Source organism: Pedobacter sp. R-06, from assembly GCF_049913135.1.
GTDB lineage: Bacteria > Bacteroidota > Bacteroidia > Sphingobacteriales > Sphingobacteriaceae > Pedobacter.
Genome location: NZ_CP183977.1, coordinates 6,218,978 through 6,238,209, shown reverse-complemented (window position 1 = coordinate 6,238,209; position 19,232 = coordinate 6,218,978). Strand labels below are relative to the sequence as shown.

Here is a 19,232-nt window from a genome sequence, read left to right as displayed (position 1 = left end):
TATATCTTTGCATTCCAATTCGGAAACAGAGTTAAGGATTTAATTCAAAGAAAAAAACGAGTTGTATAGCGTGCGGGGTGGAGCAGTTGGTAGCTCGTCGGGCTCATAACCCGAAGGTCGCACGTTCGAGTCGTGTCCCCGCTACCAAAGAGTTGAAAGACACTCTAATTTAATGGCCCGTTCGTCTAGGGGTGAGGACGCCAGATTTTCATTCTGGAAACAGGGGTTCGATTCCCCTACGGGCTACGATCCCGCTTTACGATAAGTAGAGCGGGATTTTTGCTTTTATGTATTTTCAAATACAATTATTCATTGCCAATCGGTAGCTTTATTTTGGGGCAATTCCATTCTCCATATAGTAAAATAATTATCTTAGCCAACAGTTAAACTCTTTTATGAAAACCAAACGCTCTTATATCTTCAATTGTATTACCTTCATTATATTTTTATTTAGCAGTTCATGTTCTAATAAAGGCAATGATCTTATACCTAAATCACCCGTAATTACCAGTTTTGCTCCTACTGAGGCAACGATAGGTCAAACGATAACCATTACAGGAAACAATTTTGGAACCAACCCTAGCCAGGTTACTATTACGTTAGAAAATGGCATCAGCCTAAAGCCAAAAACCGTAACAGCAACAATGATAGTTTTTGATGTTCCGCCAGGTACGACAACCAGTAATTTTAACATCAGTATAATCAGTAATGGCAGTATTCTAACCGTAAAAAGCAGCAATGCATTAACAATAAAATACCTCTTAACTATTATTGGATTATCAACTGAGGCGGGCAGTTCAATTGTTAGCAGCGATAAATCGACATTACTTTCTACTGATATCAACAGCGCCACATCAAGGATTATGACGAATAAAGATGCTGCCGGGGAAAACTATCAAACAGAATTAGTGCACGCAGAAAAGGCTAGTCTAAGCTTCCTTGACAATAAACATATTACAGCAACTTTTCCTCCAATGAATCCTGCTGATACAACCACTATTCCCTACATTAGATATACGCATAAGGATGATGCAACAAAAACCATTAAAGAATACCGTGCATACATTAGAAATAATAAAGTAGCTATACCAACTTTGACCAGCTTTGCCAGCAAGGATAAAATTGAAAGCGGCCGAGTTTCTGTAACTGTGATAGGCTATGACGTTGGCATGTTGTTGCTCTCTTCAGATACAGACTTCAGTCCAAACATTACAGTAAGTGATTTTATCAACAAATTCAAGGCTAGCAATCAAAAAATTTCTCAACTTAAAGAAAATTAAACCTGTCAAAGCCTTTAAATCGTTTAAAGTGAAATTTAGAGGCAACGATAATCAGACAGAGATGCACAAATAGGAATTCTAGATATACACTGACCATTTATATTAAAACCAAACTACTACAGATTCAGAATAATTTTTAAATGCTTACCATAAGAAAGAAGCAAATTTAATTACCCAAACTTGCTATATAAAAACAGAAACAGCGCGCTACCTAAAGTATTTAACTCACTCATTATCAAACAAAAATTCACTGATATAAATTAGCAATAGTTTTAAACCTAAATAAACCATCAAAAATATTATCAAATAATCTGCAAATGGTTTTGCAGATATCAAAACAATTTTTACCTTTGCACTCCTTCAAACGAAGAAAATTTGAAGACATAGAGTGCGGGGTGGAGCAGTTGGTAGCTCGTCGGGCTCATAACCCGAAGGTCGCACGTTCGAGTCGTGTCCCCGCTACCAAAGGAGTTGAAAGACACTCTAATTATTTAATGGCCCGTTCGTCTAGGGGTGAGGACGCCAGATTTTCATTCTGGAAACAGGGGTTCGATTCCCCTACGGGCTACGAAAAAGCATCAATCTGATAAAGGTTGATGCTTTTTTTATATATCCAATATGGAGGCTTATGTCTATAATTGCATAGTGAACGCCAGCACAATCAGAGCAATTCCTTTCCCTTCAATTTATTTTAAGCAATGCAGACACTTTATTCCCCTCAACAACTACCTATCTACAGTATAGAACCTGATGAAATAGCAGGCAATAAAAACTTTAGGGTTTACAATTTTGAAGGTACTTTGCCAAACCAGTCGGAATTGCTTATCCCCCACCGGAAAGATCATTATCTGGTTGTTTTGAACAGACAGTCCGATAGCCGTCAATGGATTGATATGACGCCCTATGTCCTAAAAAACAATACCATTTACTTTGCTGGCCCGAGCCACATCATTGTAAAAGAAGGTTTTAAGCAGTTATGGAGCACTGGCATTGCTTTTACCAAAGAATTTCTCTCCCTTCAGGAAAATGCTTCATTAAGTAAACTACCCATTATCGAAAACCTGCACGATGGACATGAATTAGCCTTAACCGCCGCTGATCTTAACTTTGTAGAGGACATCCTCGCCAAAATCAATACCGAATATCAAAAGCCGGGCGAATGGCAACAGCGTATGCTTACGGCCTACCTTACTGTGCTGCTTACCTATTTAAGTCGGCTGTATACCGAACAGTTTAAAGAAAGTGATCATTCCGCAGATAAACTTTTACTGAAAACTTTTCAGGCAAAAATAAATGAAAGTTATCACGAACTGCACGAAGTGGGCGATTATGCCTCGATGTTGAATATTTCTGCCGGACATTTAAGCGAGGTGGTGAAAATACAAAGTGGCAAACCAGCCATTAAACATATCCATGAGCGATTGGTGCTGGAGGCTCAACGGTTGCTCTTTCACACAGAGCATTCTTTAAAAGAAATTACCTTTGACTTAGGTTTCTCTGATACCTCTTATTTTAACCGCTTTTTTAAACGCGAAACCGGTGTAACGCCCGCTACGTACAGAGCTAATATCCGCGAAATGTACCATTAATACCGTTGGATGTGTTCTAGCCGGATAACGCACCCATTATACATTTGTACTATGAAAACAGTACTGATTACAGGAGCAAACAAAAGCATTGGCTTTGAAACAGCCAAACAGTTATTACAGCAGGGATATTACGTATTTCTAGGCTGTAGAGATATCAAAAAAGGTGAACAAGCCATAAATCAACTAAAATCAGCGGGCTTAACTGAGGTAGAGCTCATAGAAATTGACGTAGATAATATCGAATCAATTAAAGCCGCAGGAGAATTGCTTGGCCAGAAAACCAAGGTACTCGATGTATTGATCAACAACGCTGGGATTAGTGGCTCCATGCAAAATGCATTGGAAACCGACATTAGTGTATTTAAACAAGTATTTGAAACCAACTTTTTTGGTGTAATTACCGTAACGCAAACATTTATAAATCTATTGAGACAATCGCCAGAACCAAGAATCGTTAACGTTACCTCCGGTTTAGGCTCGCTTGCCTTGCATAATGATCCTACTTGGAAATATTATAGTGTGAAACCGGCGGGTTACGTTTCTTCGAAAGCCGCTCTTAATGCGTATACCATTGTATTGGCCAATAACTTGCAAGGTACTCCGTTTAAGGTAAATGCAGTCGATCCAGGTTATACAGCAACGGATTTTAACCATCACTCGGGCCCGGGAACTGTACCAGATGCAGCAGCAAGAGTGGTAAAAGCTGCTACATTAGGGGCAGATGGGCCAACAGGGTATTTTTTTAGTGATGACAATGCGCCAGAGACTGGGATTAGTCCGTGGTAAGCACAATTTGCTATTGAGATGTGGCTATTTTTTTAGTAATGTTCTATATAACTTAAAGAGTTTGTATCATAAATATGGAATTTGTCATCCTGAGGGGTAATTTATTGTATAAAAATCAATATGAGTGACGTACAATCGTTTCCCTTTTCCTACTGCTCAGTCTTGCCTCGGCTCGCCGCCGCCGAAGGGCTCTTTCTTTTTGGCATCAAAAAGAAACAAAAACTGCCGGCTGAAAATTTTTCTTTCGAAGCTAGTGGGTTGGCTTGGACAGTGCAGCCCGAAAAATTTGTTAGGCCGGATTTAAGCAGAACGGGGGTATCGTGCTATGGCCTAGCTGGATGGAAATACTAAAGCAGCTAAAGTTTTGATTAATAATGATTTGCAAATAACGTCAATGGTAGCCTGTCGAAGGACTTAGTTAAATATGTTTTACGTGTTTCGACAAGCTCAACATGACAAAAATCTAAGGATAAAATACGTTTATGATACAACCGCTCTAAGTTGTTCTTATTTCATAGCGAGTTGCTGATCATCAGCCTCAGCCATTTCTTTATAAAAAGCCTTAAACTGATCGATCTTATCTAACGGAACATAATCTTTCTTTAATGCAAAACTCCGCTTTAAAACGAGTTTATTTCCTTGTTGTACGCTTTCCAGTTTAAAATCGACAAAATCATTGCTCAGTTGAACCGCTTTAAAAGGCTGAACCATGGCTTTTCCGGCCGGAAGTTCTAATGACAATTCCTGATTAGATTCATCAATACCAAACAGTTGGGTGAGATCGATACCAAATTTCCGCGGTGAAACTACCTGTAAAGCTGTTGCATACGACTTGTTTGACCATGGAATAGAGAATATCGACATGCCTGCTACACTTTTGCTTACATTGAGCAATTTATATGAACAAGCTGTTCCAACAGTATCTGAAGTAGATTTTGAGGTATTGAGGTTGGTAAAACTAAGGTTATAAATCTCGTTTTCCGGATAGATACTGGTTAAATCTTCTTTCATTTTCTTGATTTGATCTGCACTGCTCAAATCGTTAAAAACACTTCTGATATAGCTAGACATTGATCCGGTATTCCAATTGGTTTCCTTAACCGTCATATCGGCATTTTCCAGCTTAACCTCGGTTTTATAACCCATCATATTTCTTCCTCTTATACCTGGATTAAACTTGGCCAGCGCTGTATTCGTTTTATTAATTTCGAGGATATTAGACCCTAAAAAGGTATTGCTGAATGTATTAAAAGGCAAGGTTCCTGAAGTAAGCTCTACCCAGTAATCTTTCCCTCCTATTGTAGATTTGGCAATGCAGTGATTAAATTCGATACTAGGCAACAATAGTGTATTTTGTCCACGATCTCTGGTGTTTGCCAAAGCCAATGTTGCTGTAATTCCAGCTTCTTTGCACATACTCACAAAAAGTGTAGATACATCTTTACAATCGCCAATTCTTGTATTGATAACTGTTGATGGGTTTTGAGGAATGATACCACTCTGCCTGAACGATACTGAGCTGTATGCAATGTTGGTAATGATGTAATTATAAATCATCTTGATTTTGCTTAAATCATCTAAATTACTTTTACCTGCAAACAAATCATTTACTACTGTTTTTATTTCATAACTGCTCCGAGCTTTAGCCGATGCTATATTGTCGTACCAATCTGCAATGAATTTCCAATCGGGAATAGATGATAAATAAAGCATGTTGGTTACATCATCCATTGGAGGCATTTTATCCTCATACCTCAAGGCTTCTTGTTTATTCTTTTCCCATACATACAGGTCAAACTCATCTTTTGCCGTTTTAACAGGTGCAATGTCCTGTTGTGAAAAAACATATTTGAAAGCTTTATCGCGGTGGATTAACAATGAATATTTAATATTAAGGTTATCCAAACCATCGCTAAAATAAAAAGCATCCCAGAAGTGGGTAGACATTGCCCCAACATGGAAATTTTCGATTTTATAGCGGATATTAATTACATCGCCAATTTCGAGATTTGTAAATACCAACTCATTGTTATTGGTTTCGGCAGGAACTTTTGTGCCATTTGCCTTTATTACCTCGGCTATTTCTACAGCATAATTCTGATCATTGTTGTATGAAATAGCATATTCTTTAAAGCTTTCAAGCCCTTTTTGGGTTAATATTTTTGCAGTAAAAAAGTGTTTCTCTTCTGATCCACCGTTTTCATAAACAACTTTCTGTACTTCATTATTTAAAACCACAACCTGCCCATCGGGATATTCGGTTTTAGAAGGCGCTTTACTCACCAGGTCTTTAACATCAGGTTTGTCAAAATAATCAAATACCGCTTTTTTGTCCTGAAGCGTTCTTAACAACTGGATAACTGTGTAATTATTAGGGTTAATCTGTAAACTCTTTTCGTATGCCTTAACACTTTTCTCCTTCTGTTTATTTGCATTGTACAGCGTACCCAACTGAGAATATACAAAGGCATTGTTAGGATCGATCTCGAGTACTTTTAAATATAATTTTTCTGCCTCATCGTATTGTTGCAATTGATAATAAATGCCTGCAAGGTCAGTGTAAATTGCAAATCCGATCGGATCGTTCGCTAATTCTTTTTTGTAAATATCGATACCCGCATCTGTCTCTCCTTTATCCAAATGTAGCTTTGCTACATATTTAGCAGCCTTGTAATCGTTATTTTCATCAATGTATTTTTGCAAAATATCAATCGCCTTAGGGTTTTTCCTAATCTGCACTTCGATCAGGTATTTTAGATTGACAATATCAGCTGAACTTAAATATTGAGGATAAATTTTCTCCACCAGGGCTATAACTTCGGGTTGTTTTTTCTCCTGGCCGAGTATATTGAGTTTTTTCATCAATACAGCCTCATCCTCACCATAAATTTTCTCCAGTTTAGCAAGAACTTCCTTCGCACGCACATAATCATTCTGTTGAAAATGTTCGGTATATACGAGTTCAAGGGCTAGCGAGCATTCCGGATCGTGTGTTTTAATTTCTTCTCTCAGGGTTTCAATACCGGTTCTATTGTCGGCTTTAACAAACAGTTCTATCATCATCAGGTTGAGATAGGTGCTTTCAGGAAAACGTTTTTTAAGTTTCTCCAGGATCAACCTTGCATCGAACACATTTCCTAAACGCAAATAAAGCTTAGCCATCATTAACTGGTTTAAATAGCTCTGTGGTTTTGCTTTCAGGGCATCTTCAAAATATTTAAATCCAACTGGTTTTAGCTGAGCTGGAGCCGGACTCGTCTCTTTTGAATAGGCCTGTGGCGTACTCGTAGTAGAAAGATTGTTTAACGGCGTTCCGTTGGCATCAGTTAACCGCAGCATAAAATTCGATCGGCCAGCATAACTTTCGCCTATCTGTACCAAAACGCGGTTGTAGCCCCGGTTTAATTTAACTGGAACTATGTATGCATCAAGGTCGTTATTTCTTTCTTCAGATTCGCTGATTAAAAGCTGATCGTTTACCCAAACCTTTACCGATCCGGATACACCGATTCTTAATTGTGCTGCTGTACTTGCAGGTGCATTAACAAATGTTTGAGCAAACTGTAATGCATTTTCATAAGTGTTATAATAAGTAAAATCGAACCATTTATCATGCCGTACATAAGGTACCGTTCTCCAGCTAAATTTTCGGTTCTTTTTACCCGTAAAAACATAAGTAAGTTCTGGGTGGGCTAAAATATCATCGTATTGTTTATCGAAACCGCTGGTCGAAATATTTTCATATTCACCCGTGATTAACCAATTTTCGATTTCGCCAATCTTATTGAAATACTGATCGGCTTCGGCATATTGTTTTTTCTCTTCGAAATGCGAACCTAACGATGCGTAGGCCAATGCATTAATGGTGCCATCTACATCTTTTCTGGCTGCCAGTTTTTTATAAAATTCCAACTGATCGGCCGTCTTTATCCTCGAAGCGTTATTGGGCAGATCGCTCCAAAGTGCAACAAGATATGGTTGTGGGTTTTTAGCGGTATTGGATAATTTATTTAAGTAGTTAAAACCTTCTTTGGCTGTCCGGTCCATTTCTGTCATCATCGATAACGCAACATTTGCTTCATCTGAAAATGCAGGTTTAAGTGCTGCCTTGGTAAAAAAATCACGCGCCGCTGTCCGGTTATTTTTAAAAAAATATTCCCAGCCTGGGTTTAAATTTGTTTGTGCCTGAATAGACGAAGAAACAAGAATTGAGAGAATTAATAGTTTAAATTTCATTTTGTAATTATAGAAAAAAAACAAATCTGAATCAAAGCAATTTAGATTAAAAATAAGCAGGAAAAACACTCCTTATTTACGGTGCTAAACGACTGTTAATTGCATAAGGCCCAGGAAGGGCAAAAGGAAAATATGGAAAGACTTGGGGAATACCTTTTGAATATACACAAAATAATTTCTTCATTTCCAGGGGAAATTTTTTCGTGGTGTCAGATGTTACCATCTGACACACTAATTTAAAGATTTCTAGGCATCACTACACCTGTTCGAAATGAGACCTGATATTTAGACCTTAAATTTTCGAGCTACATAGATGCTGACCACGAAGTAGCTATTAGGCCTTTAAAACAATAAAAACTGCTAATAAAACAAGTTCAGCAGGACGACCGCAGCAACCGAAATGACAAGAAATAATTTTAACCCAACCGGATCATTTCACCAGTTTTTACCGATTCATCGCAGGCAAAAGCAATCCTCAGGCTGTTTACCGCATCTTCAGTGGCATGGGTTAAATCGATATCTTCGGTAATGGCTTTTAAGAAATAACGTTGCTCACGGTTGCACAGTTCCTGATGATCGGGCTCATCGGTAAGGTCTAGCCATTCATCGGCTTTGCTGAACTCATCGTTAGCATCTAAATCGGCATGATGTATTTTAATCGATTCGGTTTTGGTATGTGCATCAATGTTATCAGAGTTTCCGGCTGCGCCTGCTTTTTTGGCCGTGATAGATACTGATCCCTTCGGCCCAAAAACATCTTTAATAAAAAAAGCATTATCGCTCACCATCGGACCCCATCCAGCTTCATACCAACCGATAGAACCATCTTCGAAACTGATCTGCAGTTGCCCGTAATTGTAATTCCACTCTGGAATATCGTCAGTAAGCCTGGCACCAATGGCACTTACCTGTACAGGCTTCGATCGGGTCATCTGGCACATAATATCAATATAATGCACGGCACAGTCTACAATGGGACTTAAACTTTTCATCAGATTACGGTGCACTGTCCATTTAGGGCCGTGGCTTTGTTGGTTCAGGTTCATGCGCATCACCAAAGGTTTTCCCATTTCCTGAGCCAGCGATGTAAACTTCTCCCACGATGGATGGTAGCGGAGGATATATCCTACTAATAACTTTTTATTCGCTTTTTTAGCAGCTTCGGCTACCTTTATCGCACCTGCTACACTATCGGCCAATGGCTTTTCGATAAACACATGGCAGCCGCTTTCGAAAGATTTTATGGCATAAGCTTCGTGTGTATCGGGATAAGTAGAAATGCAAACGGCATCGGGTTTGGTTATTTCGAGTGCCTCGTAAAAATCAGTATACAAATCATATTGTCCACCTAATTTTTCATTAAGTTTTTCTTTGCTTTTACCGGTCGAAACCAATCCGCATATTTCAAAACCGGGTAAGGTGTGATAAGCTGTGGCATGGGAAGCGCCCATATTACCACAGCCTACTACTAATACTTTTAAATTCCTATTTCCTGTCGACATACTAAATCTTAAACGCCCAAAGTCCAACCTTTGCGGTATTCGCGTTTCACAAATTGGTTTACTTCATCAAAATTGGTCACCTTCATGTTTACTTTGTCCCAAAGCATTTTGATATCTCTGCCCGGATAACTGATTTTACCTGTTGCATCTCTGCGCTGTACATCTGTTCCCCTGATGGCCAGATTCGCAATTAATAAAGTTTCGGTAAGAGGCCCGGCAATTTCAAATGGCGAACTCAATTCCATTTTTCCATAACCGGCTATGGCGGCTTCGGCAAATTGAGTGTAATGGCCTTCTTCCTGATTAACGATACGTGGAATAGTGATTTTTGTTCTATCTGATGCATTGCGCGAGAGTGGCAATAACTTTGGATTTTTGCCATAGGTTTCACAGATCATTTTACCTTTTGTGCCAATAAAAAGTACACCATTATCGCCGAAACTTTCATTAGGTCCCAATTCTTCCGGACGTTCTGGTTTAATACCTCCATCCATCCAATGCACCTGAACCTCATGTTTGGTTTTTGGCGTTTTAGCGAAAGTCAAAATAACATGGCTAGATGGCGGGCAGCTTTCTGGCAAATAAGCACGCTTAAATTCATCAACATATACACTGCCAACGCTGCATTCTACGCTGATCGGGGTATCCAGACCTAACACCCTAAAAGGAGGCTCTACTAAATGGCAGCCCATATCACCAATGGCACCAGTACCATAATCCCACCATCCCCTCCAGTTAAAAGGAACCAGTTTATTTACATATTCTTTATATGGAGCACTGCCTAACCACAAATCCCAATCGAGCTCTTTTGGTATTTCGGCTTTTCCGCTTGGCCACGAAATTCCTTGTGGCCATACTGGTCTGTTGGTCCAACAGTAAACGGTATGAACTTTACCTATCCTGCCTGCATCGTACCATTCCTGAAGTCTTCTTACACCATCGCCCGAAGCACCCTGATTACCCATCTGTGTAACCACTTTATAGCGGTTTGCAGCTTCGGTTAACATCCTGGCTTCGTAAATATCGTGCGTTAAAGGCTTTTGCACATATACATGTTTGCCCAATTGCATGGCCGCCATGGCAATTTGTGCGTGGGTATGATCGGGTGTAGATACTGTTACGGCATCAATATTTTTACCTTCTTTATCCAATAACTCACGGTAGTCTTTGTAATATTTTGCCTTTGGGAAATTTTTTAATGAATTTGCCGCTCTTCTATCATCTACATCGCATAAAAAAGCAACATCTGTTTTTCCTCCCCTAACAATACTGGCAATATCGCCCTCTCCTTTTCCACCTACACCTATTCCGGCCAATTGCAAACGATCGCTTGGCGCCAGAAATCCTGGCCCACCCAACACATGCCGGGGTACAATCATAAATCCAGCGGCTGCAAGCGCCGTTGTTTTAATAAAGTTTCTTCTCGAATTTTCAGTTTTCGAATTTGCCTTATCTTCTATCATTATTTAATCAGTTATAATGCTAAATTTAACTTATTTCTTTTTACCTGCAGCTTTTGTATCCGTTTCTTTTTGAGCTGGCGCTTTCTTGCTCAGGTCTTTAATCCTGATGTTGCGGAACTGAACGGGAGAACCATGACCTAAGAAGCCTATATGTCCGCTTTCGCGTGATAAACCCGGGTGTTCTTTATGGTCTGGCGTCCCGTTTTTCTTAAATGGTTCGATATCGCCATCTAAAATTACGGTGCCGTTTAAGATCACTTTAATCTTCGATCCTTTGGCAATCACTTCTTCATAGTTCCACTCGCCGGTAGGCTTTAAAAAACCTCTTTTGGCAGCGATAGTACCATAAACAGAACCATGGTACTGGTATTCTTTCAGGTCTTTATAAATCGGCGCATCGTTATCCAGTATCTGCAGTTCCATACCCACATAAGCTGCATCGCCTTCTAAAGGAGCTCTGATTCCTAAACCGTTATTTGCACCTGGAGTGAGCTGAAATTCGAAACGGTAAACAAAATCGCTGAATTCTTCTTTGGTGAATAAGTTACCGCCTGATCCTTTACCTGGTTTTGGCCGGATAGCGATGTTTCCATCTTCGATAACATAATCGGTCGTATTACCTGTCCAACTGTGCATATTGGTTCCATCGAACAATACTTTATAACCTTCTTTTTTCTCTTGTGCACTTAGCTCAAAAGGTTTTGGGCGAGGAATTTCTTTGATGTAGATATCGCGGTAGGCTACAGGCGATCCATGCGCCTGTAATTCGATCTGCTCTTCTGCGAAAATCGGCAAACTTCTGTCCCAATAATTTTCTAAAATTACATTATCGGTAACCAACTGTCCGTTCAGATAAACGGTAACACGGTCGCCTTTCATTAAAATCCTGAAGGTATTCCACTCATCTAACTTGTTATCGGCAACTTTAAGCGGCTTACTTTCGTTCGTTTGATTGTTGTACAAACCACCAGAACCAACCTGGGCACCAACTTTTGTACGGGCAAGATCCCAGATCTGCACCTGTGGCGTACCGCGCAGGTAAATACCCGCATCGCCTTCTCCTTTTTTATCATCGATGATTTTCCAGTCTACCAGCATTTCAAAATCACCATATTTTTTAACGGTAGCCAAGTTATTGCCATGACTTTGAAACTGTAGTTCGCCGTTGATTACTTTCCAGCTTTCCTTTGCTTCGGCATCAGCTTTGGTTTGCGCTTCGGCTAAGGTTTTTTCATCCATTTTTGATCTTTTGATCGGATCGGCCACAAGCCCTTTCCAGCCCGATAAATCTTTACCGTTAAAAACCTGAACGAAGCCTTCACCAGCTTTCATTTCAGAAATATACTTACGCATACCTTCTTTCTGATAACCCGCGTCGCCTCCTGTAATTACCGCAATGGTTTTATTTAACAAGCCTTTTACAATGTCGCCATTATAAGTTCCGGCCATGGTGATATTCATCACCGCGTTTGCCGCAGCCTGTTGTAAAGTAGCATCATCTAAATACTGACCTGCAAATACTATCGCATTAAAACATTTGGCCTGTTCAGTATCCTTAAGAATCTGCTGGTGTTGTGCTGGTGTTTTAGCTACAGCCATCGCATTGCGCAACAATAGTAAACGTTGCTCAGCAGGATACTTTGTATTTCTTACTAAAGTTAAGTAACCTGTAACCGCCTGGTTCAAAAGGTCTGGGTTGGTGGTAGTACGTGCAATACTGATCAATGCATCTGTTGAGCCTGCGTCTGACCATGAAGAAAGTGCTTCAATTGCAGCTTTTTTGGTGGCGTCATCGCCTGTGGCATACGCTTCCGACACCGATTTTAAAGATTGCTGGCCACCTAAACTGCCCAGCACTTTATAAAAAAGCAATTTCTTATCAGCCGGTGTATTGCTCATTTGCTGAAGAATGGCATTGGTTTGTGCCGCTTTATCTGTTGATCCTTTTACCGAAGCAATAATGGCATCCTGTACAGCAGTAAGTTCGCCAGGATCTGTGGTATTATTTAAAAGCTCAAATAATTGCGCTTTATTTTCTGCTACAGCAACATGTTGTAATGAAAGGAATGCTGCTTTTCGTACCTCAGGTTTTTTACTGTTCAATGCAGCATAAATAACTTCCGTTTGGCTTGTTGCTGCGCGGGCTGCTAAAATATTAATCAAGGCAACCTGTACTTCTGGTTTAGCCTTCGGAAGATAAGCGCCAACTTTAGTGGCTACATTTTCACCTTTTATTCTTAAAATACCTTTAGAAAGGTCCGCAATATCTGCGGTATCTCCTTTGCCCATTAACTTTAGCAGATTATCTATAACCTTTTCCTGTCCAAGTTTTACAGCAGTGTTAATTGCAGCCAGTTTTACCTGTTTATCGTCACTTTTAATTAGTTTGAGTACGGCTGGCAAGGCAGATTTTGCTTTACTATTGCCCAGCATGTCTAAAATAGAAACCTGGGTTGGGGCATCAACCTTTTTTAACTGGCTTACCCAGGCTGCACTATTGGTATCGTTTACGCCATCAGCAGCGAATTTAACCGCAGCCGCACGAAATTCGAACTGTTTATCTGCCATTGCAGCTAACAAGGCCTGTTGATCGGTTTGTGTTGCCGAAAGTAATTTTAAGGCTGCAATACGTTCGTTTACCTGATCATCAGCCGTTGCTTTTTCTAATATTGTTTTGGCTATCGTTTCTACTCCGGTTTTATCGGTTGCAATATTTTTCTGTGCATACACCAATAAAGCGGCTACGGCATTGGTTTGGTCGTATTTATAACCTGCCTGTTCAGCAGCTTTTACCAAAATTTCTTTGGCAGATGCATCGCCAATATTCGCCAGTGCATACAAACTTACCTTGGTTAATGCTTTATCTGTTCCGGTAGCCAATGGTGCAATAGCTGTTGCTGCTGCCTTAGCATTAGTATGGCCCAATGCTTCTACAATGGCAATTTTTGCTTTGCCATTTGCTTTACTCAAGCTACCAACCAATGCATTTGTAGCAGAGGCAGTACCAATTTTGGCCAGTGCTCTTGATGCTTCGTCAGCCAATTGTTCGTCAGTAAGGTAATCTGTTAAACAAGATATTGCAGCATCATTTCCAACCAGATCGAACTGACTGATGATAAATGCTTTATTCTGTTTATCAGATAATTTAGCCAATGCTTTGCAATAGGCACTGATGGCCATACTTCTTAAGTTCTGTTGACCGGTTTTGGTAACATAAGCAGTAAAACCACCTACCGCATACTCAATAAGGGCGTTATTTCCTTTTTCAGAAGCGGTTAAACCACTAATTAAGGCTGCATACCCTTCTTCACCTAAGTCGGCAACTTCTTTCATATTGCGTTCCAGTTGCGCAGCGTTTCTGGCTGGTAACTGCGCCAATAAATCGGCAATACGTGTGGTTGTTGTTCTTTCGTCTTTTTTATCTTGGGCCAGGGCCGTTAACGTAAATAACGCATTGGAAAGCATTATAATGGCTAACAGCACCAATAATATTTTTTTATTCATGATCGTCGTATTTTGGATGTTTTTAAATAGAAAATGGTGCACGCATTACAGGATTAATCAATCTGTTAGCAGCCTCATCATCTACGAATTCTTGCTTAACGGGGTCGAATTTTAACGATCTTCCCAATCTTAAGGCAGCCAAACCAATATTTACAATGTTGCATGAACGATGTCCGTTCTCTTCATTTAAAGCGAATTTTTTCCTCGATCTTACCGATTCTGAAAATTCTACAATTTCCGGATCAGGATCAGGAAACTGCGCCAGTTTACGTTCCAGATCAGGAATATCCGATTTAAACCCTGGATACAACTTACCTTTTGGCCCTTCTATATAAGGCACATTGGCATCTTTACCTTCACCATCCAGAATAATCTGGCAACCATCGGCATAAGTGTAGGTAATCCTGCGCCAAATGCCTACAGCATCGGTATGTTGTTGTGGTGCATCAACCTCTACAGAAACCGGGTTGGTATCATCCTTACCTAAAAAGTATTGTATCGGGTCGATATAATGTTGTCCCATATCGCTCAATCCGCCACCATCATAGTCCCAATAGCCTCTAAAAGTTTGGTGAACGCGGTGTGCATTGTAAGGTTTGTATGGTGCAGGGCCTAACCATGCATTATAATCTAATTCTGGTGGTACTGGCTGAGGCTCTAAATGATCTTTGCCCACCCAGTAAAATTTCCAGTCGTAACCGGTATGTTTACTTACCGTTACTTTCAATGGCCAGCCCAGCATACCACTGTCTACCAATTTTTTAATTGGTTTTACAGTAGTGCCCATTCCGTAAAAAGTATCTTTAAACCTAAACCAGGTATTTAACCTAAACATTCTACCATGCTGTTTTACCGCTTCTACCACCCTTTTGCCTTCGCCTATGGTATGGGTCATTGGTTTTTCGCACCAAATATCTTTACCTGCATTTGCGGCATCTACAGCCATTATGCCATGCCAGTGCGGTGGGGTAGCAATGTGAACAATATCTACCTCAGGTAATTGTATCAGTTCTCTATAATCACTAAATGTTTTTACACCTTTATCTAACATTGCCGCAGCTTGTTTAAGGTGGTTCTGATCAACATCACATATGGCTACTACCTGGGTACCTTCGTAGCCAAAATGGCCTCTGCCCATTCCTCCAACACCTATTACGGCTTTGGTTAATTTATCGCTTGGGGCAAGATATCCTTGTCCGCCCAATACATACCTTGGCACAATAGTAAATGCTGCCAGGCCAATTGCAGATTTCTTGATAAAATCGCGTCTGGTGTTTTGTTCATTTTGTGGTTCTTCTTTAGTTTTCATTTGTTTCTTGGTGTTGTAAAAACTTATATGATAGTTTGGTTCCGAAAGCATTAGAATGCTGGAGCATAGGATTTATCGATCTGGTTAGATTAAATTATAAGGTTAATGTTAATAAGAAATTATTATAAAGACAAAACATCGTTGATTTCTTTACGCATTAAAAAAACTTTAATAAATTTTTAATAGAAGTTATTTATATTTATCGAAATAGTGCAATTAACAATATGAATCTTAATCTATTAAATAACCTAACCTCAGAAACCAACGATAAGCACTCGATCCAAAAACACAAGCTCATAAAACACCTTTTTAATTTAGGGGCATCTTCGGTTTCTACTTTATGCGAAATCATGGAAATGAGTACGCCGAGTATTCTGAAGCTTCTGCTTAGCCTGATTAATGAAGGCTGGGTAGAAAAGAAAGGATATGGTTTATCTATTGGCGGGCGAAAACCCGACCTCTATTGTTTAAAGGATAAAAAGGTTCTGATTCTCTGTATAGACATTGAATTATTTCATACCAAAATAGCCGTTATTGACAACAATTATAATTTTGTGCTGGATGTTAAAACCATTATGGTACCCATTTCAAAAAGCAGGACTGACTTTTTCAATATTTTACATACACACCTTCAGGATATCATGAAATCGGCAGGTATTCAGCATAAGCAGTTTATTGGCTGTAGTGTTGGCATGCCTGGCTTAATTGATGCTGAAAAGGGAGAAAATTACAGTTATTTTTTAAGTGATGATGAAAATATCCCTTTAACAGCCGCATTTGAAAAAATGCTGAACATACCTGTAGTGATCCAAAATGATGTGAATGGTTCATCAATGGCAGAATTTACGCATGGAATGGCTAAGGGGAAAAAGAATGTACTCGTATTGTTAATGGATTGGGGCGTAGGTTTAGGCATTATAATGGACGGCAAACTGAGGCAAGGCACCTGCGGTTTCTCAGGCGAATTAGGCCATATGCCTTTTGTAGAGAATGGCGCACTCTGTTACTGCGGAAAACACGGCTGCCTCGAAACCGTTGCATCTGGAAACGCGCTGTCAGAAATGGCAAAAGAGGGTATTTTATTGGGCAAAAACTCCATGCTTACCAATCTCTCGAATGAAGAACTGGAAAGAATTGAGCCTGCGCTGATTATTAAGGCAGCAAATAAAGGCGATCAATACGCTATTCAGCTGCTCTCTAATGTTGGCACTCATATGGGCAAAGGAATAGCTGTTCTGATCCAGTTATTCAATCCCGAACTGATTATCCTAAGCGGCAAAATTGCCGGGGCCAAACAATACATCACACTACCCATGCAACAGGCAATAAACACCTATTGTATGACCCAAATTAGAGAAAAAACAACAATAGTTTCTTCTGAGCTGGGCGAAAACTCCAGGTTACTGGGATATGCAGCAGCAGGCATCGATCAATTTCTGGGCGCCTATATCAAAAAGGTAAAAAAGCTTAAGAAGTAAGCTTCCACTTGGCTCAAACCACCCTAAATTTGTCTGTTATCAGCACCTTATTTTCCGATAGCTTATTTAGATTTGTATGGCAAAATTTTAAACCGAGACCCATGGAAAAATATAAAAAAGCAGGACATGAAAAGGTAAATGGCATTAACATGTATTATGAAATTTACGGTGAAGGAGAAATCCCACTGGTAATGATACATGGTGGTGGTTCTACCATACAGTCTACGTTCGGCAGACTTATTCCTTTTTTGGCAAAATCTGGTCAGGTGATCGCTGTTGAACTTCAGGCACACGGGCGTACCAGCGATCGTGATCAAGCAGAATCTTTCGAGCAGGATGCAAAAGATGTGACCGCTTTATTAAATCAGCTAAAAATAACAAAAGCCAATTTTCTAGGTTTCAGCAATGGCGGAACAACAACTTTGCATATTGCAGCACACCATCCGGCCATGGCGAATAAAATCATTGTCATTTCGGCCAATTATCAACGCGAAGGCTTAATTGACGGCTTTTATAATGGCTTTGGAGATGCAACCATCGACCATATGCCGGAGCCACTGAAAACAGCTTTTTTAGCAGTAAACCCAGATCAAAATGCACTACAGACGATGTTCGAAAAGGACAAACAGCGCATGCTCGATTTTACCGACCTGAGCGATGACGATGTGAAGGGAATTACCTCCGATACGCTTTTAATGGTAGCAGACAAAGATGTTATCAAGTCCGAACATGTGGTTAAAATGTCGAGATTGATTGCAAATGCGCAACTGGTTATTTTACCTGGTATGCATGGTGCTATGATCGGCGAAAACCTTAATCCGGATGTAAGCGACAAAACAATTGAGATTACGGCACATCTGGTGGAAACTTTTTTAAATAAATAGTTGCTCAACTATGAGTGTATAGGTTAATCTGCATAAAATTACCCTCGTCTGATTTAGCATTTAATATCTTTGCCGGATGGAACACGTATTGGATAATCCAATTTATTATGCCTTAACATCCGGACATAGCCATATTGCAAAAGGCCTTGATGAGGTAAAATATTATATTGAAGATATCACCGCATTTGCCGGCTTAAAAGATAATTCACAGGAGAACCTGAACACCCTTTATCAGATCAGCCCTGCAGAAAGCCTTTTCGTATTTTTCTCTAAATTACCTGTCGAAATACCTGCACAGTGGAAGTTGCTAACCCGTATCGATATGTTTCAATTTATTTTCCGCGGCAAGGAAGTACCAATGGCAGATGCAGCGGGAATAACAGACCTTGATCTGGAACATGTTGCAGAAATGATCGATCTTGTGGAGTTAACTAAACCAGGGCCTTTTCTAGCAAAAACGATCAATCTTAGTAATTACACAGGCATATTTGTTGATGGGAAATTGGCAGCTATGGCCGGACACCGGTTCCATCCCAGCCCTTACCGCGAAGTAAGTGCAGTTTGCACCCATCCCGACCATTTAGGCAAAGGTTATGCTTTTAAGATTTTACAAGAACAGATTAAACGGATACTGCTCCGTTCGGAAATACCGTTTTTACATGTTAGAAATGATAATGAGGGGGCCATTAAACTTTATCATAAATTGGGTTTCGAGATCAGGACAGACATGATTGCCTATGTCATCAAAAAAGAGGCTTAAACCAAGAAGAGAATGTTTCTAAATAAAAAACCATTCAGAAATTACCACTTCAATGCTTTAGTTTTGCAATAAACTAACATATACATGTCTAAAACAAAACTTACCATTAACAATAACGGCTCTGTTAAAATTGAGGGCGATTTCGAAATTGTAGATAGAAACGGAAACGTTTATGGCCTACAGGGCAGAGAAGTACTTTCAATCTGCCGTTGTGGTTTATCAAAAAACAAGCCTTTTTGCGATGGTGCACATAACGGCCATTTTGAGCATGAGGCAGTAGCCTTTGATCTTCCTCCAAAAAAGGTTTAATAACGAAATTAAATTTTTAAAGAGGTTATATCATAAATATAGATTTGTCATCCTGAGCCTGCCGAAGGACCTTTTAATTTACTCCTTAAGGTATTTCGACAAGCTCTCCGTAGGAGTCCTTTGGACAACATG

General features: G+C 39.8%; 12 protein-coding genes and 4 tRNA genes. 11 read left to right on the top strand and 5 right to left on the bottom strand.

The window, feature by feature from the left end; genetic code table 11:
• Positions 1 to 71 precede the first annotated feature (71 nt).
• The 7 genes from ACN9MR_RS25440 (at position 72) to ACN9MR_RS25410 (ending at position 3,655) form a co-directional block, all read left to right on the top strand.
• A tRNA-Met gene (locus tag ACN9MR_RS25440) sits at positions 72 to 147 on the top strand.
• Positions 148 to 174: 27 nt separating this feature from the next.
• A tRNA-Glu gene (locus tag ACN9MR_RS25435) sits at positions 175 to 246 on the top strand.
• Positions 247 to 395: 149 nt separating this feature from the next.
• Positions 396 to 1,280 carry an IPT/TIG domain-containing protein gene (locus ACN9MR_RS25430; protein ID WP_426327248.1) on the top strand — a complete coding sequence of 295 codons (885 nt, stop codon included), beginning with the start codon at positions 396 to 398 and terminating at the stop codon, positions 1,278 to 1,280.
• A 389-nt stretch (positions 1,281 to 1,669) separates the two neighbouring features.
• A tRNA-Met gene (locus ACN9MR_RS25425) sits at positions 1,670 to 1,745 on the top strand.
• A gap of 31 nt (positions 1,746 to 1,776) precedes the next feature.
• A tRNA-Glu gene (locus ACN9MR_RS25420) sits at positions 1,777 to 1,848 on the top strand.
• Between the two features lie 130 nt (positions 1,849 to 1,978).
• Complete coding sequence (locus tag ACN9MR_RS25415; protein ID WP_426327247.1) at positions 1,979 to 2,869, top strand: helix-turn-helix domain-containing protein; 891 nt, start codon at positions 1,979 to 1,981, stop codon at positions 2,867 to 2,869.
• 51 nt (positions 2,870 to 2,920) lie between these two features.
• Entirely contained in the window at positions 2,921 to 3,655 is a 735-nt protein-coding gene (locus ACN9MR_RS25410) for an SDR family oxidoreductase (RefSeq protein WP_426327246.1), read from the top strand.
• A gap of 507 nt (positions 3,656 to 4,162) precedes the next feature.
• Here ACN9MR_RS25410 and ACN9MR_RS25405 read toward each other — a convergent pair.
• The 5 genes from ACN9MR_RS25405 to ACN9MR_RS25385 form a co-directional block, all read right to left on the bottom strand.
• Complete coding sequence (locus ACN9MR_RS25405) at positions 4,163 to 7,891, bottom strand: tetratricopeptide repeat protein (protein WP_426327245.1); 3,729 nt, start codon at positions 7,889 to 7,891, stop codon at positions 4,163 to 4,165.
• A gap of 416 nt (positions 7,892 to 8,307) precedes the next feature.
• On the bottom strand, positions 8,308 to 9,393 hold the full coding sequence (locus ACN9MR_RS25400; RefSeq protein WP_426327244.1) for a Gfo/Idh/MocA family protein: 1,086 nt from the start codon (positions 9,391 to 9,393) through the stop codon (positions 8,308 to 8,310).
• An 8-nt stretch (positions 9,394 to 9,401) separates the two neighbouring features.
• Positions 9,402 to 10,856, bottom strand: a complete 1,455-nt coding sequence (locus ACN9MR_RS25395; protein ID WP_426327243.1) for a Gfo/Idh/MocA family protein — start codon at positions 10,854 to 10,856, stop codon at positions 9,402 to 9,404.
• Positions 10,857 to 10,886: 30 nt separating this feature from the next.
• Positions 10,887 to 14,360, bottom strand: a complete 3,474-nt coding sequence (locus tag ACN9MR_RS25390) for a DUF1080 domain-containing protein (protein ID WP_426327242.1) — start codon at positions 14,358 to 14,360, stop codon at positions 10,887 to 10,889.
• Positions 14,361 to 14,382: 22 nt separating this feature from the next.
• Positions 14,383 to 15,669, bottom strand: a complete 1,287-nt coding sequence (locus ACN9MR_RS25385; RefSeq protein WP_426327241.1) for a Gfo/Idh/MocA family oxidoreductase — start codon at positions 15,667 to 15,669, stop codon at positions 14,383 to 14,385.
• A gap of 224 nt (positions 15,670 to 15,893) precedes the next feature.
• Between ACN9MR_RS25385 and ACN9MR_RS25380 the strand changes: the two genes are divergently transcribed.
• The 4 genes from ACN9MR_RS25380 (at position 15,894) to ACN9MR_RS25365 (ending at position 19,100) form a co-directional block, all read left to right on the top strand.
• Complete coding sequence (locus ACN9MR_RS25380; RefSeq protein ID WP_426327240.1) at positions 15,894 to 17,147, top strand: ROK family protein; 1,254 nt, start codon at positions 15,894 to 15,896, stop codon at positions 17,145 to 17,147.
• Positions 17,148 to 17,248: 101 nt separating this feature from the next.
• The gene (locus tag ACN9MR_RS25375) at positions 17,249 to 18,031 is read left to right on the top strand and encodes an alpha/beta fold hydrolase (protein WP_426327239.1); all 783 of its coding nucleotides are present in this window, start codon (positions 17,249 to 17,251) and stop codon (positions 18,029 to 18,031) included.
• Between the two features lie 76 nt (positions 18,032 to 18,107).
• Positions 18,108 to 18,791 (top strand): GNAT family N-acetyltransferase, encoded by a 684-nt coding sequence (locus ACN9MR_RS25370; RefSeq protein WP_426327238.1) that lies wholly within the window; start codon positions 18,108 to 18,110, stop codon positions 18,789 to 18,791.
• Positions 18,792 to 18,875: 84 nt separating this feature from the next.
• Entirely contained in the window at positions 18,876 to 19,100 is a 225-nt protein-coding gene (locus ACN9MR_RS25365) for a CDGSH iron-sulfur domain-containing protein (RefSeq protein ID WP_426327237.1), read from the top strand.
• Positions 19,101 to 19,232 lie beyond the last annotated feature (132 nt).